The sequence below is a fragment of the Faecalibacterium sp. Marseille-Q4164 genome (assembly GCF_017377545.1).
GTDB lineage: Bacteria > Bacillota > Clostridia > Oscillospirales > Ruminococcaceae > Faecalibacterium > Faecalibacterium duncaniae.
The window spans coordinates 22,039-48,630 of sequence record NZ_JAFREJ010000003.1 but is presented as its reverse complement, the minus strand read 5'-3'; the positions used below and the strand labels follow the sequence as shown (position 1 = coordinate 48,630).

Here is a 26,592-nt window from a genome sequence, read left to right as displayed (position 1 = left end):
GATGGACTACCGCGAGGAGTTTTTGCAGATCTGGCACCAGCATGTCTCCCGCCCGGGCAGCGAAAAGCTGCTGGACTGGCTGGACAACAAGACGGATTTCTTCTCGGCTCCGGCCTCCACCCGGTTCCACGGGGCCTGTGACGGCGGGCTGTGCATGCACAGCCTGAACGTCTACCATGCCCTCCACGATGGCTTTTTCACCGAGGGCGAGAGTGAGGAGAGCTATGCCATCTGTGCTCTGCTGCACGATCTGTGCAAGGCCAACTACTACAAAAAGGGCACCCGCAATGTAAAGAACGATGCCACCGGCCAGTGGGAAAAGGTGCCCAGCTACAGCGTGGAGGATCTGTTCCCCTATGGCCACGGCGAAAAGAGCGTGTTCCTGATCGAGCGGTTTATGAAGCTGAAGGTCGAGGAAGCGGTAGCCATCCGCTGGCACATGGGCGGCTTTGACGATGCGGCCAAGGGCGGCTGCTTTGCCATCTCGGAGGCCTACGACAAATACCCGCTTGCCGTCAAGCTCCACATTGCCGACCTGAAGGCCACCTACCTCATGGAACACCGCACCAGCGCCGTGCGGTAACATCCCCAAGACGCAAAAAAGACGATGCACAGCGTTTGTGCATCGTCTTTTTGTTATACAGTCATTAAGCTTTCCAGCTGATGTACCAGATCCACCGCCTGATGGTCGAGCGCCGTGGTGGGCTTCCAGTCCGGCTGCGCAAAGGGGCAGCGTTCCTCCTCCGGTTCCGGCGGTGCGGCCTGCGGGGCAGGCTCCTGCTCCGGTGCCCTCTGCTCCGGTACAGCATCCGGCTGGAGCTGCTCTGCCTTGGGGGCATCCGCCGCCGGGTGGAACACGATCACCGGCAGGCCGGGCTGTTCCAGCACCTTGGGCTGCGGGGGCACGGGCGGCAGCAAACTGTTTGCCCGCGCCTGCTCACACAGAGCTTCCAGCTCAGCGTTCTCCTGCCGCAGTGCCACCATCTCCCGCTCACAGGCGTAAAGCCGGGTCTGGTAGCGGCGGATCTCCGCATTGGCAGCAGCAAGACGGCGGTTCAACAGCTCCGCCTGAGCGGGCTGGCTCGGGAGCCGTCTCCCGGTTTCCGGTTCGACCTGCGCCATCATTTCCTCCACTTCCTGCACCCTGCGCAGAGCGCGGCGGTATTCACGGGCAGCGGCGGCACAATAACGCTCCACACAGCGCAGCACACTGGTCCTGCGGCAGCTCAGCCATTCGGTGCGCAGCCAGATGTCGTTTGGTACCATCTCTGCTCCTCCCGCTCACGCGCGCAAGAGACCACGCCCCCTCCCGGGCGGTTCACACAGTAACTTACAAACTTACTTGCGCTTATTCAGGATCGCCAGCAGCTCATCGTAGTAACGGTTGTCACTGCTTTCTTCCTCCACCGGCTTTGCAGCGCTGTTTGCGGCGGCAGCAGGCTGCTGCTTTGCGGCACCCGCGCCGGACACATCAGAGCTGAACACTGCGCTGGGGGTGGAAGCACCGGCACCGGCGGCGTTGTTCAGGCTGCTGCGCAGGCCATCGGCGGCCTTGTTGTCAAAGCCGGTGGCCACAACGGTAACGCGCATCTCATCGGACAGGTTCTCATCGAACGCAGTACCCCAGATGATGTTTGCATCGGGGTGAGCGCTCTGGGTGATGAGGCCGGCAGCGGTCTCGACATCCTCCAGGCCGATATCGGGGCTGGAGGTGATGTTGATGATCACGCCGTGTGCACCGGCAATGCTGGTCTCCAGCAGCGGAGAGGAGATCGCAGCCTTGGCGGCGTTCTCTGCCTTACCTGCGCCCTTGGCGCTGCCCACGCCCATGTGGGCGTAACCGGCATCCTTCATAATGGAGCGCACGTCTGCGAAGTCCAGGTTGATGAAGGCGGGCACATTGATCAGAGCGGAGATGGATTCCACGCCCTGACGCAGCACATTATCGGCGGCCTGGAAGGCGTTCATCAGGGTGATCTTTTCCTGGCTGATCATCTTCAGACGCTCATTCGGGATAACGATCAGGCTGTCAACGTGCATGAGCAGGTTTGCAATGCCCTGCTCTGCCAGGCCCATCTTGCGCTTGCCCTCAAAGGAGAAGGGTTTAGTGACGATGCCCACGGTCAGGATGCCCAGATCATGTGCCACCTCAGCCACAACGGGAGCCGCACCCGTGCCGGTGCCGCCGCCCATACCGGCGGTGATAAAGACCATCTGGGAGCCCTTCAGGGCATTTGCGATCTCGTCCTTGCTTTCCTCGGCAGCACGCTGGCCGATCTCAGGATCAGCGCCCGCGCCGCGGCCCTTGGTGAGCTTGGAGCCCAGCTGCACCTTGGTGGCAGCATGGTTCTTGGCCAGCGCCTGCTGGTCGGTGTTCATTGCAATAAATTCTACGCCCTGCAGACCGTCGCTGACCATGCGGTTGACTGCGTTGCCGCCGCCGCCGCCCACACCAATGACCTTGATCGTCGTAACGTTTTCATCCATTTCTTCGTCGAGCATGAGTGCCATAACTTTTGTCCTCCATCGGATATGTTATCGTAAACCTGCGCTTTTCGCACAAGAAGAGTTCGATACTATACTTATATAACTGTATCGTATCATCTTTTTGCCCCGATTGCAAGACAAATTTGTTTTTTTGCAGAGGTTTTTTTGGCCGACCCGTTTTCCGGGGCCGATTCCCGCCGAATTTGCGCCCCCAAACCGGCCAAAATCTCTGTAAATCCGGCATAGCCCCGGTCGATATGCGCCGGGTGGGTGATGACCGTGGTTCCCCGGGCCGCAAGCCCCGCCAGCACCAGTGCCGCCCCGCCCCGCAGATCGGGGGCCTCCACCACGGTGCCGCGCAAAAGGCCGCCCGGTGCAATGGTCAGCACCCTGCCCGCCTTTCCGGCCTGTGCGCCCAGGCGGCAAAAACCCTCGGCACAGCCGAACCGGCGCTCAAAGATCACGTCCTCGATGCTGCTCTCGCTGTCGGCACAGAGCATTGCCGCCGCCAGCAGCGGGGCAGCATCGGTGGCAAGGGCCGGATAGGCTCCGGTGAACACCCGGCCTGCCCCGTGCAGCCGCCCAAAGCGGGAAATTCGCACCGTATCCCCTGCCGGTTCCACCCGGCACCCCATTTGTCCCAGAATTTCCAGCACCGGCGCATAGAGCGCAGGGGCGCAGCCGGTCAGTTCCACCCGGCCACCCGCCGCCGCACAGCCGCAGGCCAGCGTGGAAGCAAAAATACGGTCGGGCAGGGGCGAAAAACAGCACCCGGAAAGCCCCCGCCGCCCTTCGATGCGAATCGTGGAGCTGCCTGCCCCCTCGATGCAGCCGCCGCACCGGTTCAGAAAAGCGGCAAGGTCGGCGATTTCCGGTTCCCGGGCCGCCCCCCGCAGGATGGTCCTGCCTCTGGCACAGGCAGCGGCCAGCAGAAGCGTCTCGGTGGCCCCTACGCTGGGAAAACGCAGGGTGATCTCGGCCCCGTGCAGGCCGGAGGGAGCCGTCAGCACCAGCCGCCCTTCCCCAGCTTCCAGCTCCACCGCCCCCATTTTTGCCAGCCCCGCCAGATGCAGGTCGATGGGCCGGGCCCCGATGCGGCAGCCGCCGGGCAGGCTGGTCTCGGCGCGGCCCAACCTTGCCAGCATGGGCGCGCAGAACAGAATGGAGGCCCGCATTTGTCCCGCTGTTTGCCCCGGCAAGGTGCTGTTGGCAGGCGGGCCGGAGAGTACTGCATCACTGCCCTCCCACCGGGCGGCACAGCCCACACCCCGCAAAAGCGCCATGCAGTGCTCCACATCCGCAAGGCGGGGCACAGCCTGGAGCCGCACCTCTCCCGTGCAGAGCAGCGATGCCGCAAAAAGCGGCAGAACGCTGTTTTTCGCTGCCGGAATTTTTACGCTTCCGTTCAGCGGGCGGCCCCCTGTCACCACGATCCGTTCCTCCATGTCCGTGCCCCCATTCCGCAAAAGATACCCCACCGTATGCAAAACAGGGCCGGAGTGTGAGGCGGACAAGTTTGTTTTGTAATTTATAGCATCCTCGCCCTCTCAGGCGCTTTGCGCCAGCACCGGGTTGCGGCTCCCAGCATCCGCTTCGCGCAAACCCTTGCGCTTGCGTCCTGCTGGCCGCGGCCCCAACAACTCCTCCCTCATTCCGCCGCAGGCGGTGGTCGTCGTCGTTGCTCCCAAAGGGAGAGCCTTTGGCAATTCAACTTTATGTTTTCTATTCCGTCAGGTCTCACCTCTTGATACGGATAGGACAATACCCATTTCGCCCAGCAACATCATCAGGCTCGTTCCTCCGGAGGAGAAAAAGGGCAGGCTGATGCCGGTGTTGGGGATGGTATTGGTGACCACGGCCACATTGAGGACAGCCTGCAGGGCCACCTGCACGGTAAAGCCCACCACCAGCAGCGCCCCAAAACGGTCGGGAGCATGGGCGGCAATGGTAATGCCCCGCCAGAGCAGCAGCACGAACAGCAGCACCACGGCGCAGGCCCCCACAAAGCCCAGTTCCTCGCAGACGATGGAGAAGATGAAGTCGTTCTGGGGTTCGGGCACAAACAGATGCTTCTGGCGGCTGTTCCCCAGCCCCAGGCCGGTGGCTCCGCCGGAGCCGATGGCGTACAGGCTCTGGATGGTCTGGTGGCCGTCCCCCAGCGGGTCGGCAAAAGGGTCCTGCCAGGAGCGCAGGCGGTCGGCGGCGTAGGGCACAAGGTCCGGCATAACGACCACCGCCGCCCCGATGGCGGCCGCCCCGCCCACGCCCGCCAGCACGAACCACCGCAGACCTGTGCCGCCCACGAACATCAACACTGCCCCGATGCCCAGGATCAGCAAAGTGCCCGAAAGATGGGGTTCCAGCAGCATCAGCGCCGCCACCACCCCCAGCACCAGCACAAAGGGCAGCACCCCCACCGCAAAGCTGCGCATCCTGTCATGGTTCAGCGAGATGATGTGCGAAAACACCAGCACCACGGCAAATTTTGCGATCTCGCTTGGCTGCAGGGTACCCACCCCCGGCAGCACCAGCCACCGTTTGCAGCCGTTGTATTCCGGCATAAAAAGCACCACCGCAAGCAGCACCAGCGAGACCCCCAGCAGCGGCCAGGCCAATTTGTGGAAGATGTGGTAGTCCACCCGGCTGGCCAGCCACAGCCCCGCAATGCCCATGGCAGCGTAGAGCAGCTGGGGGCGCAGGTAGGCAAAGGCATCGCCCCGACGGTAAAGGGCCACCGCCCCCGACGCACTGCCCAGCATCACCAGCCCGAACCCCACCAGCGTGAGTACCAGCACCAGAAACGGCAGGTCCATGGCCGGCAGCGGCCGCAGCGGTGCCTTGTGCCGCCCGCCCCGCGGCAGTGCCGCAGCTTCTTTCATCTCGTCACCCCCAGTTTCACTATTGTATGTCAAAACCGGGGCTGCTAGTCTATTTTCTTGAGGTTCTGCGTAAGGATAAGCAGATACTGGTTTTGGAGCGTCAGCGACCAGATTGAAAAGTAAATCTTATGCCAAGGGCTCCCCTACTAGGGGAGCTGTCGCGGCGAAGCCTGCGACTGAGAGGTTGGACAGAGCAGGGCTTATTCAAGAAGGGAGAGTTTCTATGCCCAAAGTTCTCCGCACCCTGCCCGAGCGGGGATTCCGCCGCCGGGCACGGGCCGTGGCGGTGCTGTTCTGTGCCGTCTGCCTGGGGCTGGCCGTGCGGCTCTTTTTCCTGCAGGTGCGCACCGACGGCTTCTATGCCGACCGCGCACAGGGCCAGCAGCTGCGGGACACCGTGGTCCCCGCAGACCGGGGGCGCATTTACAGCGCCGACGGCCTTTTGCTGGCCGCCAACAGCAGCTGCTGGACCCTGCGGGCCTCGCCCCGGGAGATGCCGGAAGAGAAAATCACCCTTGCCGCCCACGGCCTTGCGGAGATCTTAGCGCTGGACGAAGCGGCCCTGCTGGAAAAATTCAGCGACCGCCGCTCCAACGACTGCCTGCTCCGCTACCGGGTGGACCGCGCCGCAGCCGATGCCGTGCGGGACTTTTGCGAAGAAAACAGCATCACCGGCATCCGCATCAATCAGGACAGCAAGCGCTGGTATCCGCAGGGCGCGTTTCTGGCTTCGGTGCTGGGGTTCACCAATGTGGACAACGCAGGGGTGGCCGGGCTGGAACTGAAATATGACGATCTGCTCACCGGAGAAAACGGCGTGGTGCTCACAGCTGTCAACGCCTGGGGCTACACACTGGAGCAGAGCTACGAGACCGAGCGTTTTCCCACCGAGGGGGACGGCCTGCGGCTCACCATCGACAGCTGTATCCAGCACTACCTTGAAAACGCGCTGTCCTACGCTGTGCAGGAGCACCATGTGGCGGCGCGGGCCGTGGGGATCGTCATGGATGTGAACACCGGGGCCGTGCTGGCCATGTCCACCACGCCCTCCTACGACCCCAACGAACCCCGCGTCATTGCCGACACCGCCGCCCGGAACGCCGTGGAGGCCCTGACCGGTGATGCACGCAAGGCCGCTTTGCAGCTGGCCCAGCAGACCCAGTGGCGGAACAAGGCCGTCAGCGACCTGTACGAGCCGGGCAGCGTGTTCAAGCTCATCACCTGCGCGGCGGCGCTGGATGCCGGAGCCATCACAAAGCATTCCAGCTTTTACTGCGGGGAATCCATCTCGGTGGCAGGCACCCGCTTCCACTGTGCCAACCACAAGCGCCATGGGGCCCAGAGCGTGACCCAGGCGCTGGAAAATTCCTGCAACCAGAGCTTCATCCAGATCGGGGGCCGACTGGGCAGGGAGGCCTTCTGCGATTATTTTGCCGCCTTCGGCCTGCGGGAGCCCACCGGCATCGACCTGCCCGCCGAGCCGAAAAAGAGCCTGTACTATACCGCCGACCGGATGGGCCCGGTGGAGCTGGCCTCCTGTGCCTTTGGGCAGAGCAGCAAAATCTCCTATCTGGAAATGGCGGCGGCAGTCTGCGCCGTGGTCAACGGGGGAAAGCTGATGCATCCCTACGTCGTCTCGGAGATCCTGGCCCCGGACGGCAGTACCATTGAGCAGTTCTCCCCTGTCTGCAAACGGCAGGTGCTCAAGGCAGAGACCAGTCAGACCATGCGGGAGATGATGGAGGCCGTGGTGCTCCACGGCGGCGGACGGAACGCTCAGATCCCGGGCTACCGGGTAGGCGGAAAAAGCGGCACCAGCCAGAAGCTGGACAGCGCCGACGAAAAAGCCCGCATTGCCAGCTTTGTGGCGGTGGCTCCCATCGACGACCCGCAGTTTCTCTGTCTGGTCTGCCTGGACGAACCCCACAGCTGGACGACCGCGGGCGGCAGCCTGTCGGCCCCGGTCTGTGCCGAAGTGCTGGAGCAGACGCTGGTGTACAGGGGCGTGCTCCGCACCACGGAAGCCCCGGCTGCCTCCACAGCAGAGACCGCCGCCGACCTCCCCGCTGACGGCGACAGTTTTGACGGGGCCTGAAAATGGGCAGCAAAAAAGACCGCCGAAGCGGTCTTGAATTGCTTGTTTTCAATTCTGGTGCGGCTGCTCGCGGAACTTGATCTCGCCGGTCTCGCTGTTCATGGATTCCACAATGGCAAGGCTCTCCAGCTGGATGCCCTTGCTGCGGATGAGCTCGCCGCCCTGCTGGAAGCCCTTCTCCACGGCAATGCCAATGCCCTCAACCGTAGCTCCGGCCTCCTTGGCCAGATCCAGCAGGCCCATCAGGGCACAGCCGTTTGCCAGGAAGTCATCGATGATCAGGACATGGTCCTCTGCGGTGAGGAACTTTTTGGAGACAATGACGTTGTAGATCTTCTTGTGGGTGAAGGACTGGATCTTGGTCTCATAGTTGTCGTAATCCAGGTTGATGCTCATGGACTTTTTGGCAAACACCACAGGAACATTGAACTCGCTGGCAACCACAGCGGCAATGCCGATGCCGCTGGCCTCAATGGTCAGCACCTTGTTGACGGGCTTGCCTGCAAACAGGCGCTTCCACTCCTTTGCCATCTCGCGGAACAGGGGGATGTCCATCTGGTGGTTGATGAAGCTATCCACCTTCAGCACATTGCCCTCGCGCACGATCCCGTCTCTCTGAATGCGTTCTTCCAGCAGTTTCATATCCGTCTCTTCCTCCAAGCTTTGGTACTGCATTTTGATTTTACCTAGTATACCGGATTTGCCCCCCTGTTTTCAAGGTCTTTTGGCATTTTCTCTCTTGTTTTTCAGCAAAATTTGAGTATACTGGAAGCAACGGCTCCGGGTGGATTTCCGGGGCGCTCCGGGCACAGGGAAAGGTGCCCGTTTTCTGCATCCTGCCGCCTGTTCGGGCGGGATGCATTGTGAGGAGAAGGAGTATCACGCGTATGAAGACCGGATTGATCCTGGAAGGCGGTGCCATGCGGGGCATGTTCACTGCCGGTGTTCTGGATGTTCTGATGGAGCAGGGCATCACGGTAGACGGCATGGTAGGTGTTTCGGCGGGAGCAGTGTTCGGCTGCAACTACAAATCCCACCAGATCGGGCGGACCATCCGCTACAACACCACCTATTGCAACGACAAACGCTATGCCAGCTTCCGCAACCTGCTGCGCACCGGCAACCTGTACAGCGAGGATTTCTGCTACCACGAGGTGCCCGAAAAGCTCGACCCGTTCGATGACAAGGCTTTCCGGGAATCCCCCATGGATTACTTTGTGGTCTGCACCGATGTCCGCACCGGCGACCCTATCTATCATAAGTGCCGCACCGGTGATGCGGAGGATGTGCGCTGGATGGAAGCCTCGGCTTCCATGCCACTGGCCGCAAAGATCGTCAAGATCGGCCATTACGGCCTGCTGGACGGCGGCGTTGCCGATTCCATCCCCATCCGCTTCTTTGAGTCCATCGGCTACAAGCGGAACCTCATCATCCTGACCCAGCCCAAGGGGTTTGTGAAAAAGAAGAATCCCATGCTGCCCGCCATCCGGGCACGGTATCTGCGCTATCCTGCCTTTGTGGAGGCTGTGGCCGACCGCCACGAGCGCTACAACGAAACCCTGAGCTACATCTCCATGCTGGAGCAGTCCGGCAAGGATTACGTTATCCGCCCGCCCATCCCGCTGGAGATCGGTGCCATGGAGCGTGACCCCGACCAGCTGCGCCGCGTCTACGAAACCGGCCGGGCCGTGGCACAGATCCAGGTGGATAAGATCCGGGCCTTCCTTGAAACTGCAAAGGCCGAAGCCGAGGAATGATCACTGTGCTATACTGGGGCAAATCAAAACAGGAGGCACTGATCTATGAACACTCTGGATGCCATTCTCACCCGGCGCAGCTGCCGGGAATTCACCGACAAGCCCATCAAAAGCGAAACACTGCACCAGCTGCTGGAAGCGGCCATGAGCGGACCCAGCTGCGTCAATGCGCGGGATTGGTCCTTCGTGGTGGTGACCGACCCGGAAAAGCTGGCACAGATGGCCGATGCCAACGGCCGCCCTGCCGAGCCGCTGCGGAAAGCTGCCGCCGGTATCCTCGTCTGCGGCGACCTTGACCGTGCGTTCCGCTTTGCAAAGGACTACTGGGTGATCGACGGAGCCATTGCCGCCCAGAACATCTGCCTCGCCGCACAGGAGCTGGGGCTTGGCGCAGTCTGGCTGGGCACCTGGCCCCAGATGGACCGGGTAGAGGCCCAGCAAAAGCTCTTCGCTCTGCCGGAGACCATTGTGCCCCACTCCATCATCGCCCTTGGCTACCCGGAAGCAGACCTTACTGCCCCGCGTGAGAGCCGCTATGAGGATGACCGGATACATTTTAACCAGTGGTAAATTTTCCAGACGAAACCACGAGCGTTCCTGCTTGATACTTTACCATATTGCTCCTCTTTCATCCAAGTGGAACAGACTGTGCAAAACAGACTTTCCAGCGCGTTTTCGTTCTTTTCTATTATAACACAAACCACTCCATGGCTTCAAAGGTGATTTTCCACAAAGTTTGCATCGTGCAATATGCGCAGAATGACCCGCAGATTTCTTGTGCAAAAGTACCTTTGCAAATTGGGCAGAGAATCGGTATAATGATTTCGTACAACGAGTGGCACTCATGCGTAAGACCGGTTGCATGAGTGCCACTCGTTTTTTTGTTTGTCCTAAAATGGAAAGGTAAGGTGAATCCCATGGAAAGTTCCAATCAATTTCTCGGCACGGAACGCATCGGAAAGCTGATGCAAAAGTATGCGATTCCGTGCATTATTTCTCTGCTGGTCGGCGCACTGTACAACATCGTGGACCAGATCTTTATTGCAAATGCCAGCTACCTCGGCTCCTACGGCAACGCCGCCAATACGGTCGTGTTCCCGCTTACGGTGGTGGCGCTGGCCATTGCCGTGATGATCGGTGACGGCTGCTGCGCCTTTGTCAGCATCAGCCTTGGCCAGAACGAAGTCCCCAAGGCAAGGCGGAGCGTTGGCAACGCGGTGGTGATGTGTCTGGTCAGCAGCATCGTTCTGACCGCTGTGTATCTGATCTTTGCAAATACCATTCTCGCCATGTTCGGCGGAACGGTCAACGCCGAGACCTATCATCATTCCCAAGAATATTTCTTCTACATCACGCTGGGTATCCCCTTTTATATGTTCGGGCAGGCCATGAACCCCATCATCCGTGCCGACGGCAGCCCCCGGTTTGCCATGGTGTCCACCCTTGCGGGTGCGGTGCTGAACATCATTCTGGATCCCATCTTTATCTTCGGCTTCCGCTGGGGCATGATGGGCGCGGCGGTGGCTACTGTGATCGGTCAGGTGGTCACCGCAGCGCTGGCAGTGTGGTATCTGCTGCACATGAAGATCATTCGCCCGGCGTGGGCTGACCTTCGGCTGAAGGGTTCCATCTGCGGCCGCACCCTGACCCTTGGCATGACCAGCTTTCTTTCTCAGATCAGCCTTGTTGCAGCCATGGCAGCCATCAACAACATGATCCGCAAATACGGCGCACTGGATGCGGTATTCGGGCAGGAACAGTACGCCCAGATCCCCATGGCGGTGGTGGGCATCGTGATGAAGTTCTTCCAGATCGTCATCTCCATCGTGGTGGGCATGGCAGCCGGCTGCATCCCCGTGGTGGGCTTCAACATGGGTGCAAAAAAGCCCGCCCGTGTGAAGGAGTTGTTCACGAAACTGCTGCTGGCAGAAGCCGCTGTCGGTGTGGTCGCACTGGTGCTGGTGGAGCTGCTTCCCCGGCAGCTCATCGCCCTGTTCGGTGCCGCCAATGAGAGCGTGTACTACACCGATTTTGCCGTGAAGTCCTTCCGCATCTACCTGTGCATGATCATTCTGGCCTGTGTCAACAAAGCCTGCTTCATCTTCCTGCAGGCCATGGGCAAGGCAGCAGAATCCACTGCCCTTTCCATGGTGCGTGAGGTGGTGTTCGGCGTGGGCTTTGCCCTGCTGCTGCCCCGGTTTTTCGGGCTGGATGGTGTGCTGTACTCCATGCCGCTGTCGGATATCCTGACCTTCCTGATCGCAGGCTATCTGATTCACAAGACCTACCATGAATTCAATTATCATATTGCATTGGATAGCGGTGTCATCGGCATTGAAAAGTGCGCGGAGATCATGGAAAGCCTGGTTTGAATGAATCGGAGTCTGCCGCCATCCGGCTGCCACTGATCCAGAAGTCAAAACCACCGGCTGAGCCGGTGGCTTGAGTAAGCCCTAGAAGGGCTCCTTACTAGCAAAGCCCCTGCAAGGGGCCACGAGCAAGCATCTTTCATCTGCATTACTTGCCCTACTGCTCTAACGAGCAGTATCATAAAGTGCATCTTCTAAGATGACAATTTCTTTGTCATCTCGCTTCGCTTGAATCTTATAGCTAAAGCATTTTCTTTTCCACCAGCGGAGCTGGTGGTTGTCGCTCGCTCAAGCTACTCAAAACAATGAGGCCGTTCCCTCTCTTTCTCAGAGAAGCGGAACGGCCTCATTTTGTTTATTTTTTCCGGTACTCCCGCGGAGTCATGCCAAAATGCGCCTTGAATGCCCGGTTAAAATAGGAGAGGTTTTCAAACCCGCACCGGGAAGCGATCGTCAGCACCGTCTCGTCCGTAGCATGCAGCGCTTCGGCGGCGGCATTCAGCCGGTATTCGTTCAGAAAGGCAACAAAGCTCTGCCCTGTCATCTGCCGGAACCAGCGCATGAAGTGGCTGGAACTGAAGGAGCAGACCCCGGCGGCATCGGCGACCCGAAGCCCCTCGGCATAATGGACAGAGATCCATTGCAGAACGGCTTTCAGCCGCCGGGTATCGGCAGTTTCCGCGGGGAGCTGCTGTTTCCCCTGCGCAATGAGCAGGGAGAGAAAGCGCAGCAGCGCTCCTTTGACCAGCAGCTCATAGCCGGGAAGCTTGGCACGGTTGGCTTCCTCCACCTCCCGCAGGCAGGCGGCGGCCTGGAGATAACACAGGTCGTTGGGAGTCAGCCGCGCAGGCAGCAGCAGCCGCCCGCTCTGGAGCGGAAGCAGGTATTTTTCGGCGCAAAGGTCCTCCGCACCGCCCAGAAGCTCCAGCTCAAAGATGATGTTCTCGTATTCCATGCGCTGCCCCTCTGCCTGCCGCAGGGCGTGGAGGGTGCCGGGCGTAAAAATAAAGATATCCCCCTGATAGGCCGGGCAGGACGCAGCGCCCACCTGCACCAGCCCCGCGCCCCGCTTGACAAAGACCAGCTCCATGCTCTCCTGCCAGTGCAGTGCCACCTGCGGAAAATCTCCCGGAATGGTGCAGGGATACAGATTGAAGGGGAACCGCACGGCACCGTGCTGCTTGGTTTCCTGCAAAGAAGCCTGATTATGCATCATCTCACCTCCAGATGATAGGATTGTACCATAATTTGCTCCTTTAAGGCAAGATTTCGATTGTTTTATCTGGTATATCTTGCATTATAAATGTCAAACCTGTTTTCCGTAAGGTGTGTATCTGAAAACAAAGGAGGATCCATTATGAGCTTTACCGAAACATTACAGAGCCTCACCGGAAAGCTGCTGGCGGACTGCACCGATCAGGAGCTGTATCTGGCACTGCTGGAGCTGGTGCGGCAGAAGAGTGCCGACCGCGTGCAGCCCGTTACCGGCCGCAAGCTGTACTATATCAGCGCCGAATTTCTTATCGGCAAGCTGCTGTCTAACAACCTCATCAATCTGGGACTGTACGAAGAAGCCCGGGATGCACTGGCCGCTGCCGGAAAGCGCCTTTCCGATATTGAAGAGGTGGAACCGGAGCCCTCTCTCGGCAACGGTGGTCTGGGCCGTCTGGCAGCCTGCTTCCTGGATTCGCTGGCAACGCTGAACCTGCCCGGCGACGGCGTGGGCCTGCGGTATCACTTTGGCCTGTTCCACCAGTCCTTTGAGGATGGTGTGCAGAACGAAAAGCCCGACCCCTGGCTCACCGCCCACAGCTGGGCCGAAAAGACCGATGTGACCTACCCGGTGGAGCTGGCAGGCAAGGAATATACTGCCCGGCTGTACAAGCTGGCTGTCACCGGTTACGAGGGCCGCACCAACACCCTGAATCTGTTCGATCTGGATACCATCGACGAGAGCATCGTCCATGACGGCATTGCCTTTGACAAGACCGCCATCGACAAGAACCTGACCCTGTTCCTCTACCCGGACGACTCCGATGAGGCAGGCCGCCGTCTGCGGGTGTATCAGCAGTACCTCATGGTTTCTGCCGGTGCCCAGCTCATTCTGGCAGAGTGCGCCGCCCGGGGCTGCAATTACCACGATCTGGCCGACTACGCCGCCATCCAGATCAACGACACCCATCCCAGCATGGTCATCCCGGAGCTGATCCGGCTGCTGGGGCAGCGGGGCATTGAGTTTGAGGAAGCTGTGGAGATCGTTACCAAGACCTGCGCCTACACCAACCACACCATTCTGGCTGAGGCACTGGAAAAGTGGCCCCGCGCCTATCTGGATGCAGTGGTGCCCCAGCTGATGCCCATCATTGAAAAGCTGGACGCACTGGCCCGCACCCGCACCGAGGACGAGAGCCTTGCCATCATCGACAAGGATGACCGGGTACACATGGCCCACATGGACATCCACTTCACCCATTCCACCAACGGCGTGGCAGCACTGCACACCGAGATCCTGAAAAATTCCGAGCTGCACGGCTTCTATGAGCTGTACCCGGAAAAGTTCAACAACAAGACCAACGGCATCACCTTCCGCCGCTGGCTGCTGGAATGTGACCCGCGCCTGACCGCCACGCTGGAAAAGCACATCGGTTCCGGCTTCCGCAAGGACGCTGCCGAGTTGGAGAAGCTGCTGGCCTTCGCCGACGACGAAGCCGTGCTGGGCGAGCTGACCGCCGTAAAAAAGGCCAACAAGGCAGCGCTGGCAGACTGGCTGCTGCGCACCCAGAAGGTGGCAGTGAATCCCGATGCCGTGTTCGATATCCAGTCCAAGCGGCTGCACGAGTATAAGCGTCAGCAGCTGAACCTGCTTTATCTCATCCATCAGTATTACGAGATCAAGGCAGGGCATCTGCCTGCCATGCCACTGGTGAGCATCTTTGGTGCCAAGGCTGCTCCTGCCTACACCATTGCCAAGGACATCATCCATGCCCTGCTGACCCTCTCCAAGGTCATCGCCGCAGACCCGGAGGTGTCCAAGTGGCTGCAGGTGGTATTTGTGGAAAATTACAACGTCACCGCTGCCGAAAAGCTCATCCCTGCCTGTGACCTGTCTGAGCAGATCAGCCTTGCCTCCAAGGAGGCCTCCGGCACCGGCAATATGAAGTTCATGCTGAACGGTGCGCTGACGCTTGGCACCATGGACGGTGCCAATGTGGAGATCAGCCAGCAGGTGGGCGAAGAGAACATTTATATCTTCGGCCAGACCTCGGATCAGGTCATCCACCGCTACGCCGTGGGCGATTACGACCCGGCCCAGTGGGTGGAGGGCGATGCCAACATCCGCCGCGCCATCAGCTTCCTCACCGGCCCGGAGATGCTGGCTGCCGGCCATGCCGAAAATCTGACCCGCCTGCACAATGAGCTGATCCACAAGGACTGGTTCCAGACCCTGCCGGACTTCAACGCCTATGTCGTCCGCAAAGGGCAGGCCCTCAGCGATTACGCCTGCGACCCCATGGGCTGGCGGCGCAAGTGTCTGGTGAACATTGCCAAAGCCGGGATGTTCTCCTCCGACCGCACCATTGCCGAGTATGACCGCGACATCTGGCATCTGGGGAAGTAATCGTTTTTACTTTACGTCATCCCAGCATCCAGCAGTTTCTTGTAGAAGATGCACTGCTTTCTGTGGGAAGAGCTATCATTTCGGTACGCCGGAGCATCTGCGGACGCTCCGGCGTGCCATTTTTACAGGGAAGGCTTCTGCTCCAACAGGTCTGTCATGCTGCGCAGGCTGATGCCAAGGGTGGAAAGGTTATGCAGCATGGCGCTGGTGGCAGGGGGCAGGATGCCCAGAGCCCCCAGAAGGATGAGGGCCGAGTTGAAGCTGAGCACAAAGCGGTAATTGCTGCCCACCCGCTTTTGCAGGGCGTTGGCAATGGCTTTTAAGGTCACCAGCTCTTCCAGACTATCCGCGCGGATGGTCACATCGGCAATCTCCCGGGCGATGGCGGCACCGGAATGGATGGCGATGCCGATATCTGCCGCCGACAAAGCGGGCGAATCGTTGATGCCGTCGCCGATCATCACAACTGTATGTCCCTCGGCTTTGGCGTCGCGGACAAAGGCGGCCTTATCCTCCGGCAGCACCTCCGCAAAGCAACGGTCTACCCCCACCTGCGCCGCAATGGCGCGGGCGGTGCGATCGCTGTCGCCGGTCATCATGACGGTCTGAGTGATGCCCAGCTTTTGGAGCTGGCGCAGCACCTGTGCCGCCTCCGGGCGCAGGGGGTCTGCAATACAGATGACCCCCACCAGCACCCCGGATGCGGCCAGATACAGGTGGGAGTACTGGGGGTCCAGCGCATCGAACTTTGCCTGTTCCCCTGCCGGGATGGTGCAGCCCTCGTCCTCGAAAATAAAGTGAGCGCTGCCGATGACCACCCGCTTGCCCCCTACCCGGCTGGCAATGCCATGGGCCACGATGTACTCCACCTCGGAGTGCATCTCTTCGTGAGAGATTCCCCGCTCCTTGGCAGCACGGACGACGGCGTTTGCCATGGAATGGGGGAAATGCTCTTCCAGACAGGCGGCAAGCTGCAATACCTCCTGCTCCCCGCAGCCGGAGAAAGGCACTACCTGCACCACCTGTGGGGTGGCACGGGTAAGGGTGCCGGTCTTATCGAACACGATGGTGTCCGCCTTTGCCAGCGCTTCCAGATACTTGCCGCCCTTTACAGTGATGTGATATTCCCCGCACTCCCGCATGGCAGAGAGCACCGCCAGCGGCATGGAAAGCTTCAGCGCACAGGAGAAGTCCACCATCAAGATGGAGATGGCCCGGGTGACGTTGCGGGTAAAGGCATAGGTAGCCACCGTACCGGCAAGACACCACGGCACCAGACGGTCGGCCAGCTGCAAAGCCCGGTTTTCGGTGCCGGACTTGAGCTTTTCCGATTCCTCGATCATGGCCACGATCTTATCGTAGCGGTTGGCACCGCCCTCTGCCTTGGCCACAAGGACGCATTCGCCCTCTTCCACCACTGTTCCGGCGTAAACGGTAGCACCGGTGGTCTTGCGCACCGGCATGGACTCGCCGGTCAGGGCAGCTTGGTTCACCATGGCTTCGCCTTCCAGCACCGTGCCGTCCAGCGGGATCATGTTGCCGGAGCGCACCACCACTTCATCCCCGGCGTGAACGCGGGTCAATGGCACCAACACCTCGCCCTGCGGGGTGCGCACCCAGACCTTATCCACGTTCAGCGCCATGCTGCGGGCAAGGTCGTCCAAGCTCTTTTTCCGCGTCCACTCCTCCAGCAGACTGCCCACAGTCAGCAGGAACATCACCGAACCTGCGGTGTTGTAATCCCCCCGCAGGAGGGAGGCGGTGATGCTGAGCGCATCCAGCACCTCTACCTCCAGCTTGCGGTGCAGCAGGCAGCGGATGCCCTTCCAGACAAAGGCGATGGAGCGCCACACCGTATATGCCGCCGCGATGGGCGCGGGCAGGAACACCTTGCGGAACACCCGGCCCGCCACAAGGTTGACCATCTTTTCCTGATATTCCTGATTGATTTTCCGGCTATCGTGGGAAGTGACCAGCACCTCTAACTCTTCGTTGTCAAAGCGGTAGGCCGCCAGCAGGGCGACGGCATCCTTCCGGCTGCCCCGGTAGGTCAGCACCACATCTCCGGTGCGCTCGTAGACGGTGGCTTTTTGAATGTTGTCCTGCCCGTTCAGGTAGGCTTCCAGCACATCTGCCCGGTGCAGGGTCATGCGCACGGCGCAGACGTGCACCCGCATCCGTCCCTTACCTTCATGTAAGATCGTACATTTCATTGCTTTTCTTACCCCTCTGCGTAAAAAAGAGCCGCCCAAGGGCGGCTCCGCTGCGTTGTATCACTGTGCAGTCTGCTCTGCGGGCTGTTCAGCCGTATCCTCGATGACCTCCTGTGCAGCCTCGGCGGCGCGGCTCTCGTTGATGGCCTTTGCATCGGCAAGGATGTCACCGGCCTCTTCCTGCACCTTGTTCACAGTCTGCATGGTGCAGTCCTTCATCCGCAGCACCGCAGCGGTGGTCTGGGTGTAGACCTTTTTGGCATCCTTGCTGGACAGCACCTTGAAGCCGGCAGAGCCGAACACCACACCGCCCAAAAACAGTGCAAGCTTTTTTGTATCAAACATATTTACCCCTCATTTCTGTGTTTCCTATCTGAGCGCCCATCCCCTTGAGCGGGGGCAGGCTCTTTATCTCTGTATTGTAGCACGCTTTCGGACTTTTTCAATGGTTTTTGATGATGTTAGGACGTATTAACATTGTTAGCAGAAGCTTGATACGGAGGACCATTTTCGTCATGCTCACTTGTTCTTGTGGATTGGTTTGAACCCCTCCACAAGATGTGGTCGTGTTCATTCAGGGGCGCACCCTGTTTTTTTACTATGATTCATCATTTTCCACGCGCAGCATCCGGTATCCTACACCAACATGAGTCTGGATCAGATGCGGCGCATCCGGGCATCGTTCCAATTTTTTGCGCAGGGATGCCATGTAAACTCGCAAGGAGGCAATGTCATTTTCCTGCGTACTGCCCCATACTTTCTGCGTGAGGGAGGTATGCGTCAGCACTTTGCCCACATTATGCGCCAGCACACACAGCAGTTTGTACTCGATGGGGGTCAAGTGCAATTCATTCTCGCTCAACCAGACGCAGCCTGCCGAGAAGTCGATCTTCAAAGGACCATTGACAAAAACCGGGCTGTTTATGCCGTCAGAAGCCAGCAGATTCAATCGGCGCTGCGTTACACGCAGTCTTGCCAGCAGCTCATCCACGGAAAACGGCTTCGTCAGATAATCGTCTGCGCCATTGTCCAGTGCTTCGATCTTATCAGAATCCTCGCTCCGGGCACTCAGGACGATGATGGGCAGGTTCGACCATGTGCGGACGCTGCGGATGACCTCGATGCCGTCTATATCGGGCAGCCCAAGATCCAGCAGCATGATGTCCGGATTGTGGCTGGTAGTCATCATGATTGCCGTTTCCCCATTGGAAGCAGTCAGATATTTATAGCCGTGGGTTTTCAGGGTTGTTGTGATCAGACACCGTACAGGAACATCATCCTCTACGACCAGAATGGTCGGCTTATTCATGGATATTCACCTCGCTTTGCGGCAATGCAAAGGAAAAGACACTGCCATTGGGAATGTTGTCACGCAGGGTCAATGTTCCGCCGTGAGCCGTCAGGATCGCACGGCAGAGGGGCAAGCCCAGTCCAAGGCTGCGGTGGCTGTCTGCGATGCGGCTCTGCCCGGTATAAAACATCTCGAACACCTGTGCTTTTGCGCGATCCGGAATGCCGGGACCGTTATCTGCAACTTCCACTACGACCTGATGGTCTTTCCGGTAAGCCGAGATCTGAATGACCGAGCCCACGGGGGTGTATTTGATGGCGTTATCCACCAGATTGACAACGACCTGCATGATCAGCCGTGCATCCACATTGACCAGGAGGATCTCGTCCCCATACTGTGTTGTGATGGTGTGTTCGCAGCTTTTCCGGTTGACATGATGCAGTGCTTCTTCGATCATCTCATCCATCAGCTGCGGTGAGATCTGCAGATTCATCCGCCCATCTTCAATGCGGGTGATGGAAAGCAGATTTTCCACCAGACCGATCAGCCATTGTGCATCGTCAAAAATATCGGTGCAGATCTTGTTCCGGGTCTCTGTATCCAGCGTTTCTCCGTTGGAAAGCAGATTGCTGGCATTGCCGGAAATGGAGGTCAGCGGGGTGCGCAGATCATGGGAGATCGTGCGCAGCAGGTTTGCCCGCAATTCTTCATTCCTTGCCTGCAATGCAGCTTGCTCTTTTTCCAGCGCGTTTCTGCGGTTTTCGATGGCCAGCGCACCTTCGCCCAGAATGGAAAGCAGCACACTGTTTTCAAAGGCATCCAGCGGTTTTTCAGACAGGTCGATTCCGATCACTCCAAACACGCCGCCTCCGGTCCGAAGTGCAAGATAAAGCCCCTTTGCGTCCGGGTAGCTATCCGTGCTTGCACCGGAACGCTTTTTGTTGGCAAACGTCCAGTTTGCTGCATTCCGTTCTTCCGGTACAGAAAAGATGTTTTGCGCCGTTTCCCCGTCAACCGAAAAAATCTGTTCTGAACCAAGACCTCCGTTTTGTTCCGGGTAAACGATCAGGCTCCGGTTCAGCAGCTTCATCAACTGGGACGCTGTCTGAGAGAGGATTTCTTCCTCGCTTTTTGCTCTCTGTAAAAGCTGATTTGTGTCAAACAGTATTTTTGTACGGAACGCTGCCTGCGCGGACATTTTTGCATGATCCTTCAACCGCGTTGTCAGGGTGCAGGTAATGATTGCAGAGGTCAGCATCAGGGCAAATGTAACCTGATAACCGGGATCATACGCATGGAATGTCAGGCGCGGTTCCGTCAAGAAAAAATTGTATAGCGCAACACTGGCAATGGAGCCCAGCACACCGCAGGTGTAACCGCTGGTACACAATGCGGTGAACAGCACCCCCAGCATATAGAACGTAATAATGTTATAGCGCGCAAAGTCCAATTGTAAAAAAAGAAAGCCGATGAGCGTGATGCAGCTCAAAATGCCTGCGGTGACCAGTAAATCGCGAACAGAAGGCAGAAACGGACGGATGAACAGCTTTCTTCCTGAGCCGTAGCCGTTCTCTGCAGAAGCATCCGGGATGATGTAAATATCCAGATTAGGCGCAGTCAGCGTCAATTTTTCAGTCAGTGACGGTCCACTCCAGAAATGGCGGCGATGTACGCTGGAGCGCCCCAGCACGATTTTTGTAATGCCGGAGATGCGGGCAAACTCTGCGATCTGCTGCGGAATGTCATCCCCGTAGATCGTAGAAATGTCGGCACCTGCCTGCTCTGCCATACGAATGTGCTGCTGCAAGCGCCGACAGTCTTCTTTTCCCATCTGATCCGAGTCAGGCGTCCGGACATACAGGGCTGTAAAGGTCCCGCCGAACGCCTTTGCCATCGTTGCTGCCGTCCTCACGATCTTTGCATTGGAGGGAGAGGACGACAGACACGCCAGAATATGTTCAGTGGGTGGGTCGTTCTGATTCATAAAGATCACCTGCCTTGCCCACAGTATAGCACAATTTGATGGTCACGACCACCAGCCACGTCTTTTTCCTTCTTGTCGAATGATCTCCTTCCGCATGTGATCCAGCGCATCTGCTGCCCGGAAACCACTCAACATGACTCCAAGAACCATCAATAACAAAGCGACATCCATATGATCTGTCCTATCTTTTCAGAGCCGGAAACACTTCTGGATCGATGCGTATTTTCCCAAAACCAGCATACTTTCATCCCGGCACAGCCGCGTATCCGGCGTGATGTTCATATCAAGCTTTCCGTCTTTTTTCAGCGCAAGAATATTGATGTTATACTTTTTTCGGATATTGATCTCACCGATCGTACGATCCATCCATTCCGGCGGAATGGTCACTTCCATGATGGCGTGGTCGTCCTGCAGCTCGATATAATCGAGAATGTGTTCGGAGCTATATCGGATCGCCGCCCACTTTGCCAGCTGCTTTTCCGGATAGACCACTTCATCCGCACCGTTGCGCAGCAGGAACTTGGCTTGTACATCCCGCTCTGCACGCGAGACCACAAGCTTTGCACCCAGTTCCTTGAGCAGTGATGTTGTTTCCAGTGAGCTTTGAAAATTGCCGCCGATGGTTACGATACACACATCAAAATTGCCGACACCAAGGGAGCGCAGAAAGTATTCGCTGGTGCTGTCACCGATCTGTGCATTCGTCACATAGGAAAGCACGGCGTTTACACGGTCCTCGTTGCTGTCGATCGCCATGACCTGATGACCCAGCTCATTCAGTTCCTGCGCAATATGGCGGCCAAAACGGCCAAGCCCGATCAAAAGAATCGATTTCATACTTGTCTCCTTTATCCGATTGCGATCTTCTCCTGCGGCAGACGAGAGTGGGCAGGGCTGCTGCCAAATGCCGCATAGATCAACGTCAATCCGCCAACACGTCCCAAAAACATCAGTGCGATCAGCACCCCCTGCGAAAGGATGCCCAACTGCGGCGTGATGCCCAATGTCAGACCTACCGTTGCCACAGCCGAAGCGGTCTCATACAGACAGACCGACATCGGCAGCTGCTCGGCCGCAGCAATGACAAAAGCTCCGAGGAAGAACAGCGTCAAATACATCCCTGCGATCGTGGCAGCATTCTTGACCGCGGAACCATCTATGCGCCGCCCGAAAAATTCGGCATCTTCTCTGCGGCGGAAGGTCGCCCACATATTGGCCAGCAGAACGGCAAATGTTGTGGTTTTCATGCCGCCTGCCGTAGAGCCGGGCGAACCGCCCAACAGCATCAGAACCACCATCAACGCCTGTGAAGCGCTGCCCATCGCAGCAAGATCCGCGGTGTTAAAACCGGCAGTACGGGGTGTGACGGATTGGAACATCGACAATAAAATGCGCTGTCGGGCAGAGCCTGCCGTGAACTCGAAACAATAAAAGTACAGCGTCGGCAGTACCAGAAGAAATGCCGTTGTGACAAGGATCACCTTGCTCTGCATCCGGTAACGGTGAAAATCAAGGCGATATGTACAAATATCCTCCCATGTCAGAAAGCCAAGGCCGCCAAAGACGATCAGGGCCGCGATCACTGTGGTAAGCAATGGATTTCCTGCATACCGTGTCAGCGAAACAAATTTTGCCCCCTCTGTTCCCAGCAGGTCAAAGCCGGCATTGCAGAACGCCGAAATGGAATGAAACAGCGCGTACCAAATCCCGCGCAAACCATAATCAGCGCAGAACGTCGGCAGCAGCAGTGCAGCACCGCCCAATTCAAACAGGGCGGTGATCCGCAGAATAAAGCCTGTCAGCCGCACGATGCCGCCCATCTGTGGGGCAGCAGTAGCTTCCTGCATCGTGCTGCGCTGCTTGAGGGAAATCTTTCGCCCGGAAAGCAGCGCAAAGGCAGCGCCCACTGTAATGACGCCCAATCCTCCAATCTGGATCAGAAGAAGAATCACGCTCTGCCCGAATGCCGACCAGTAGCTGCCGGTATCCTGTACCACAAGGCCGGTCACGCAAAGGGCAGAAGTGGAGGTAAACAGTGCCTCATGGAACGGTGTGACGCACCGCTGTTGTGTAGCAATCGGGAGCATCAGAAGTAATGCGCCCACCAGACCAACTGCCGCAAAACCTGCAATAATGACCTGAAAAGAAGAAAAACGGTGCTGCCTGTAACGAGGATATTGAATCATAAAAGCTCCTTTACCTATCCGTGTGCATAAAGATTAGCATGGAATAAATAAAAGAGCCGTAAAGAAAATTGTAGAGGTATAAAGATTTCATTAAAATTGATCGATCAACACCAAATAACAAATGCTGGACATCACCAGCGCAAAAAACGGTAATGTCCAGCATTCATTCAGATTTCTAACCCATGGCTCCCAGCTACATTTTAATATTCCTCCGGGTCACCGTTCAGAATCAAATCCGCATAGCCCAGCTTAAGCCACCTTGGTCTTTCGCAGATACCCCCATGCTGCCAATCCAACGAGCAGAACGATCTTGATCGGTGCCGATGCCAGCAGTACATCTGCCTGAAAGAAAGCATGCCCGCCTGCATAGAGAAAATCAAAGCTGATCATTTTATACAGCAATGCATTGGAAAGCCCAATGCCCCCTGCCGGAATCAGGGTGGACAGCCATTCTCCAAAGGAGCCCGGCACGACCATATAAACAATCAGCGGTGCCACCACACTGATCAGCGCCACAGACAAAGCGGTCAGGTTGTTCTTGGCCCATACGGATGCCATCAGCACAAAGGCCACCTCCGCAAAGAAGAGCAGGAAGTTTGCCACCAGCATGACCCACTCCATCTGGCCAACGGTATACGGCAGCAGGCTGGTCACAGAAAATAGCCATTGCACGGAAGTTTGGGTACTTTCCCAGCCAAATAGAGCATTCGTGACCAGGATCCACACCACGCCGCAGAGCAGATACGCCGCCCCTGTGATACTAAACGCCGCCGCTAGCTTTGCCGCTGCTAGCCGCAGACCGCCGTTTTTTGTGCACAGTTGGATGTCCTGCGCCCCGGTCTGTGCATCCGATGCAAACACCGGGGCCGCAATCACCGCGCACAGCAGGGTGAGCAGCAAACTCAACAGGGTTTGGTAATCCATTGCGTCTGAACTGACCCCAAATGAATAGGTGAACGGTTTTTGTACAGCATCGAACTTTTTCTGTGCAATGGCCTGCGCCTGCTCATAGCCGGGCTTTCCGCTTTGTTCCAGCCAGATCACCGATTCCAACCGTTTGGGGAGCTGGCTGTAAAAGTTCTGCATATCCTCTGCGGTCAGCCCCATCACGCCCGGTGCCATGCCGGTTTTCGAGTCTGCAAAGGCTTCCTTTGCGTTGTTCACAAGAGGCTGATACCGGGCAAGTTCTTTATAAAATACCTCGACCGGGATATCGTTGATGGAGCTTGCATCATACTGCCGGTACACCCGCTGATAGACTTCCAGTGCTTCCTGCATGACATCCGGCGTGATGGTACCGGATACCTGCTGCTCCTGCCGTTTCCGGATTGCTTTCAGACCCGTGTAACGCACTTCGTTTCCGCTGGCATCCAGTTCCGTCCAGCCGATAAAGGTCACCGGCAGATATGCCATGACCACAGCCAGCACCAGCGCAATGGCCAGCAGAATAGCTGTCATACGAGTTTTGCACACACGTTTCAATTCCAAACGATACAGGTTCATTTTGCTTCCTCCATTTCCTCCGGGAACAGCCACAGATACAGATCTTCCAGCCGGGGCTGTGCCGGGACGCTGTCCGGCAGCTGCGGTGCATCCGCCAGATACCGCAATGTTACCGTTCCGTCCGGCTCGTTGCGCAGGTTTACTACCCGCAGCCGGTATTCCCACCGGGCAAGCTGTTCCATCGGGATATTTCCCTGCCAGACTTTGGCTTCGATCTGCTTTACCAGCCCTTCGGTGGTGTCCTGTGCAATGATTTTGCCAGCTTTCATCACGGCATTTTCAGCTGCAATGTATTCCACATCCGAAACGATATGCGTTGAAATAAGAACGATCCGTTCCTGCGCAAACTCCGACAGCAGATTGCGGAAGCGCACCCGTTCTCCGGGGTCCAGCCCTGCCGTGGGCTCATCTAGAATTAAAATTTCCGGGTCGTTGAGCAGTGCCTGTGCGATGCCTACCCGGCGCTTCATACCGCCGGAAAGCTTTATGATCTTTTTGCGGCGCACCTCAGTGAGGCTTACCCGCTCCAGCAGTGCGTCGATCTGCCGGACAGCCTCTGTGCGCGGCAGGCCCTTGAGCGCCGCCATATATTCCAGATAGTCCTGCACCGTGAATTCCGGGTAAAACCCGAATTCCTGCGGCAGATACCCCAGCTTTTCCCGGTAGGCCGCACCAAGCGTCCCAATCTCCACCCCATCGCACAAAATCCGGCCACTGCTGGGCCGCAGAATGCCCGCCAGCATCCGCATTAAGGTTGTTTTGCCTGCACCATTCGCCCCCAGCAGCCCCCACACACCCGGCGTGAGAGTGATGGACACATCATCCACTGCCGTTTTATCCCGGTATCGCTTTGTAATATTCTGAATTTTCAGTTCCATGACTTGTTCCTTTCAAGCTTCTGCAATATATTCTGACCGGGCGGCAAGCTGGATGCACTGCAACACCATACAGAGCATCAGCACGCCCGCCGCCAGTGGCAGACCTTTCGGCAGTTCCGATAATTGCACGAACCGCAGCAAACACAGCTGCCCTGCAAACAGTGGTACAGCCCCGGTCATCATCCATTCCGGGCGCACCCAGCGCAGCAGCAGAAGCAGCTCATTGTTTGCAGTCAGGAATGGCACGGTCAACACCGCCAGCAGTTGCCCGATGCTCCATGGCACGGCTGCCCGCACATTGAGTACCAGCACTCCCAGCAGGATCGTTTCCCCCGCCAGCAGCAGCAAAAAACGCATCACCAGCGGACGACCGATTCCTGCATATGTGGCACGTTCCAGTTCAAGCATCTTATATTGACTTGCCCGGTATAAAAACGGCAGACCGAGCAGAGCTGTCAGCATGGCAAGTGTGCTCAGACCAAACAGTGCATTGCGTAATGTCCATGCCTTCTCCCACAGGGCAAGTTCCCGCCCCACACTGTACAACGCCAGTGCCGCCATTGCTTCCAGCGCCCAGACCTTCCAGCCCAGCAATTTGAACTGGCAGTGCAGCAAATTGCGCCAATCACTCCGTTGTTTTACGACATATTCCGCCCGGCAGCGGCGCAGCAGCGTTTTCGGTGCGGCTGTGTCAAGCTCTGTCGCCAGTGCTCTGGACAGTTCTTTTTCAAAGGCTCGATTCATCTCCAGTCCTCCTTTTCCAATTGCATTTTCAAGGTTTTCAATGCGGCACGCAGGCGGGACTGCACTGTGCGCAGGGGCAGACCTGTAATCTGCGCGATCTCCCGCAATTTAAGCTGTTGTGCGAACCGCAGCAATACCAGTTCCCGCTGTTCCGGCTCCAGCTGGGCCGTCAGCGCTCGCAGGTTTGCTTTCTCCTCTGCCGCAGCAAAGCCGCTTTCCTGATAGGCGGGTTCGCCCGGCAAGCTCTCCAGCGATACCTCCGTCCGCTCCATCGTACGGTTCAGATCGATGCAAATGTTTTTTGCGATTTTGTACAGAAAGGGACGGAATGCCCCCTGAAATCCACCACAGGAATCCAGCCAGCGCACCGCTTTCAAAAAGGTTTCCTGTGCTGCATCCTGCGCCTGCTGCTCGTCCGCTGTATGCCAACGGCAATAGTTCAGAATTTGTGGATAGTACGCTGTAATCAGAGTGTCCAGCGCACCCGTATCTCCGCTCTGCACTTTCCGCAGCAATAATTCTGTCTGGATACGGTTCACCCCCTTCCTGTCTATTAAAACGTCCCATATCATCAAAATGATTTCTGT

Annotated in this window: 22 protein-coding genes; 6 read left to right on the top strand and 16 right to left on the bottom strand. The window is 57.8% G+C overall.

Annotated elements, in window-relative coordinates:
- Position 1: 1 nt before the first annotated feature.
- Positions 2 to 583 carry a hypothetical protein gene (locus J3352_RS05240; protein ID WP_005935632.1) on the top strand — a complete coding sequence of 194 codons (582 nt, stop codon included), beginning with the start codon at positions 2 to 4 and terminating at the stop codon, positions 581 to 583.
- A 53-nt stretch (positions 584 to 636) separates the two neighbouring features.
- Here J3352_RS05240 and J3352_RS05235 read toward each other — a convergent pair whose 3' ends face one another.
- From J3352_RS05235 to J3352_RS05220, 4 genes are all read right to left on the bottom strand, one after another.
- Complete coding sequence (locus J3352_RS05235) at positions 637 to 1,266, bottom strand: hypothetical protein (protein WP_156066067.1); 630 nt, start codon at positions 1,264 to 1,266, stop codon at positions 637 to 639.
- A gap of 72 nt (positions 1,267 to 1,338) precedes the next feature.
- The gene (ftsZ, locus tag J3352_RS05230; RefSeq protein WP_005935636.1) at positions 1,339 to 2,511 is read right to left on the bottom strand and encodes a cell division protein FtsZ; all 1,173 of its coding nucleotides are present in this window, start codon (positions 2,509 to 2,511) and stop codon (positions 1,339 to 1,341) included.
- A gap of 89 nt (positions 2,512 to 2,600) precedes the next feature.
- Positions 2,601 to 3,932: a UDP-N-acetylglucosamine 1-carboxyvinyltransferase gene (locus J3352_RS05225; RefSeq protein ID WP_156066069.1), complete on the bottom strand. Its 1,332-nt coding sequence runs from the start codon at positions 3,930 to 3,932 to the stop codon at positions 2,601 to 2,603.
- A gap of 285 nt (positions 3,933 to 4,217) precedes the next feature.
- The gene (locus tag J3352_RS05220; RefSeq protein ID WP_156066071.1) at positions 4,218 to 5,366 is read right to left on the bottom strand and encodes an FtsW/RodA/SpoVE family cell cycle protein; all 1,149 of its coding nucleotides are present in this window, start codon (positions 5,364 to 5,366) and stop codon (positions 4,218 to 4,220) included.
- A 223-nt stretch (positions 5,367 to 5,589) separates the two neighbouring features.
- Between J3352_RS05220 and J3352_RS05215 the strand changes: the two genes are divergently transcribed.
- On the top strand, positions 5,590 to 7,461 hold the full coding sequence (locus J3352_RS05215; RefSeq protein ID WP_005935648.1) for a penicillin-binding protein 2: 1,872 nt from the start codon (positions 5,590 to 5,592) through the stop codon (positions 7,459 to 7,461).
- A 48-nt stretch (positions 7,462 to 7,509) separates the two neighbouring features.
- Here J3352_RS05215 and J3352_RS05210 read toward each other — a convergent pair whose 3' ends face one another.
- A complete protein-coding gene (locus J3352_RS05210) occupies positions 7,510 to 8,103 on the bottom strand; it encodes a xanthine phosphoribosyltransferase (RefSeq protein WP_035394911.1) in 594 nt (197 codons plus the stop codon).
- A 245-nt stretch (positions 8,104 to 8,348) separates the two neighbouring features.
- Here J3352_RS05210 and J3352_RS05205 point away from each other — a divergent pair, with 245 nt between their 5' ends.
- The 3 genes from J3352_RS05205 (at position 8,349) to J3352_RS05195 (ending at position 11,590) form a co-directional block, all read left to right on the top strand.
- Entirely contained in the window at positions 8,349 to 9,218 is an 870-nt protein-coding gene (locus tag J3352_RS05205; protein WP_005935655.1) for a patatin family protein, read from the top strand.
- A gap of 45 nt (positions 9,219 to 9,263) precedes the next feature.
- Positions 9,264 to 9,788 carry a nitroreductase family protein gene (locus J3352_RS05200; RefSeq protein WP_005935658.1) on the top strand — a complete coding sequence of 175 codons (525 nt, stop codon included), beginning with the start codon at positions 9,264 to 9,266 and terminating at the stop codon, positions 9,786 to 9,788.
- Between the two features lie 347 nt (positions 9,789 to 10,135).
- The gene (locus J3352_RS05195; RefSeq protein ID WP_242699886.1) at positions 10,136 to 11,590 is read left to right on the top strand and encodes an MATE family efflux transporter; all 1,455 of its coding nucleotides are present in this window, start codon (positions 10,136 to 10,138) and stop codon (positions 11,588 to 11,590) included.
- A gap of 352 nt (positions 11,591 to 11,942) precedes the next feature.
- Here the strand turns inward: J3352_RS05195 and J3352_RS05190 are convergent, their stop codons facing one another.
- Positions 11,943 to 12,803, bottom strand: a complete 861-nt coding sequence (locus tag J3352_RS05190; RefSeq protein WP_005935676.1) for an AraC family transcriptional regulator — start codon at positions 12,801 to 12,803, stop codon at positions 11,943 to 11,945.
- A 141-nt stretch (positions 12,804 to 12,944) separates the two neighbouring features.
- Between J3352_RS05190 and J3352_RS05185 the strand changes: the two genes are divergently transcribed.
- Positions 12,945 to 15,206 (top strand): glycogen/starch/alpha-glucan phosphorylase, encoded by a 2,262-nt coding sequence (locus J3352_RS05185; protein ID WP_156066073.1) that lies wholly within the window; start codon positions 12,945 to 12,947, stop codon positions 15,204 to 15,206.
- 122 nt (positions 15,207 to 15,328) lie between these two features.
- Here J3352_RS05185 and J3352_RS05180 read toward each other — a convergent pair whose 3' ends face one another.
- The 10 genes from J3352_RS05180 to J3352_RS05135 all read right to left on the bottom strand — a co-directional run bounded on the left by J3352_RS05180 (position 15,329) and on the right by J3352_RS05135 (position 26,544).
- Positions 15,329 to 17,419 (bottom strand): heavy metal translocating P-type ATPase, encoded by a 2,091-nt coding sequence (locus J3352_RS05180; protein WP_242699885.1) that lies wholly within the window; start codon positions 17,417 to 17,419, stop codon positions 15,329 to 15,331.
- Between the two features lie 60 nt (positions 17,420 to 17,479).
- Positions 17,480 to 17,764 (bottom strand): DUF6110 family protein, encoded by a 285-nt coding sequence (locus tag J3352_RS05175; protein ID WP_005935684.1) that lies wholly within the window; start codon positions 17,762 to 17,764, stop codon positions 17,480 to 17,482.
- 253 nt (positions 17,765 to 18,017) lie between these two features.
- Complete coding sequence (locus tag J3352_RS05170) at positions 18,018 to 18,728, bottom strand: response regulator (RefSeq protein WP_098923094.1); 711 nt, start codon at positions 18,726 to 18,728, stop codon at positions 18,018 to 18,020.
- Positions 18,721 to 20,604, bottom strand: coding sequence for a DUF4118 domain-containing protein (locus tag J3352_RS05165; RefSeq protein WP_156066103.1), 1,884 nt, complete (start codon positions 20,602 to 20,604; stop codon positions 18,721 to 18,723). Before J3352_RS05165 ends, J3352_RS05170 begins: the two co-directional genes overlap by 8 nt.
- 279 nt (positions 20,605 to 20,883) lie before the next feature.
- A complete protein-coding gene (locus tag J3352_RS05160; RefSeq protein ID WP_156066075.1) occupies positions 20,884 to 21,531 on the bottom strand; it encodes a TrkA family potassium uptake protein in 648 nt (215 codons plus the stop codon).
- Positions 21,532 to 21,542: 11 nt separating this feature from the next.
- Positions 21,543 to 22,880 carry a TrkH family potassium uptake protein gene (locus tag J3352_RS05155; RefSeq protein WP_156066077.1) on the bottom strand — a complete coding sequence of 446 codons (1,338 nt, stop codon included), beginning with the start codon at positions 22,878 to 22,880 and terminating at the stop codon, positions 21,543 to 21,545.
- A gap of 249 nt (positions 22,881 to 23,129) precedes the next feature.
- On the bottom strand, positions 23,130 to 24,383 hold the full coding sequence (locus tag J3352_RS05150) for an ABC transporter permease subunit (RefSeq protein ID WP_156066079.1): 1,254 nt from the start codon (positions 24,381 to 24,383) through the stop codon (positions 23,130 to 23,132).
- Entirely contained in the window at positions 24,380 to 25,261 is an 882-nt protein-coding gene (locus J3352_RS05145; RefSeq protein WP_156066081.1) for an ABC transporter ATP-binding protein, read from the bottom strand. The genes J3352_RS05150 and J3352_RS05145 overlap by 4 nt, the downstream gene beginning before the upstream one ends.
- A gap of 12 nt (positions 25,262 to 25,273) precedes the next feature.
- Positions 25,274 to 26,005, bottom strand: coding sequence for a hypothetical protein (locus J3352_RS05140; RefSeq protein ID WP_156066083.1), 732 nt, complete (start codon positions 26,003 to 26,005; stop codon positions 25,274 to 25,276).
- Positions 26,002 to 26,544 carry an RNA polymerase sigma factor gene (locus J3352_RS05135; protein ID WP_227622277.1) on the bottom strand — a complete coding sequence of 181 codons (543 nt, stop codon included), beginning with the start codon at positions 26,542 to 26,544 and terminating at the stop codon, positions 26,002 to 26,004. Before J3352_RS05135 ends, J3352_RS05140 begins: the two co-directional genes overlap by 4 nt.
- Between the last annotated feature and the right edge of the window lie 48 nt (positions 26,545 to 26,592).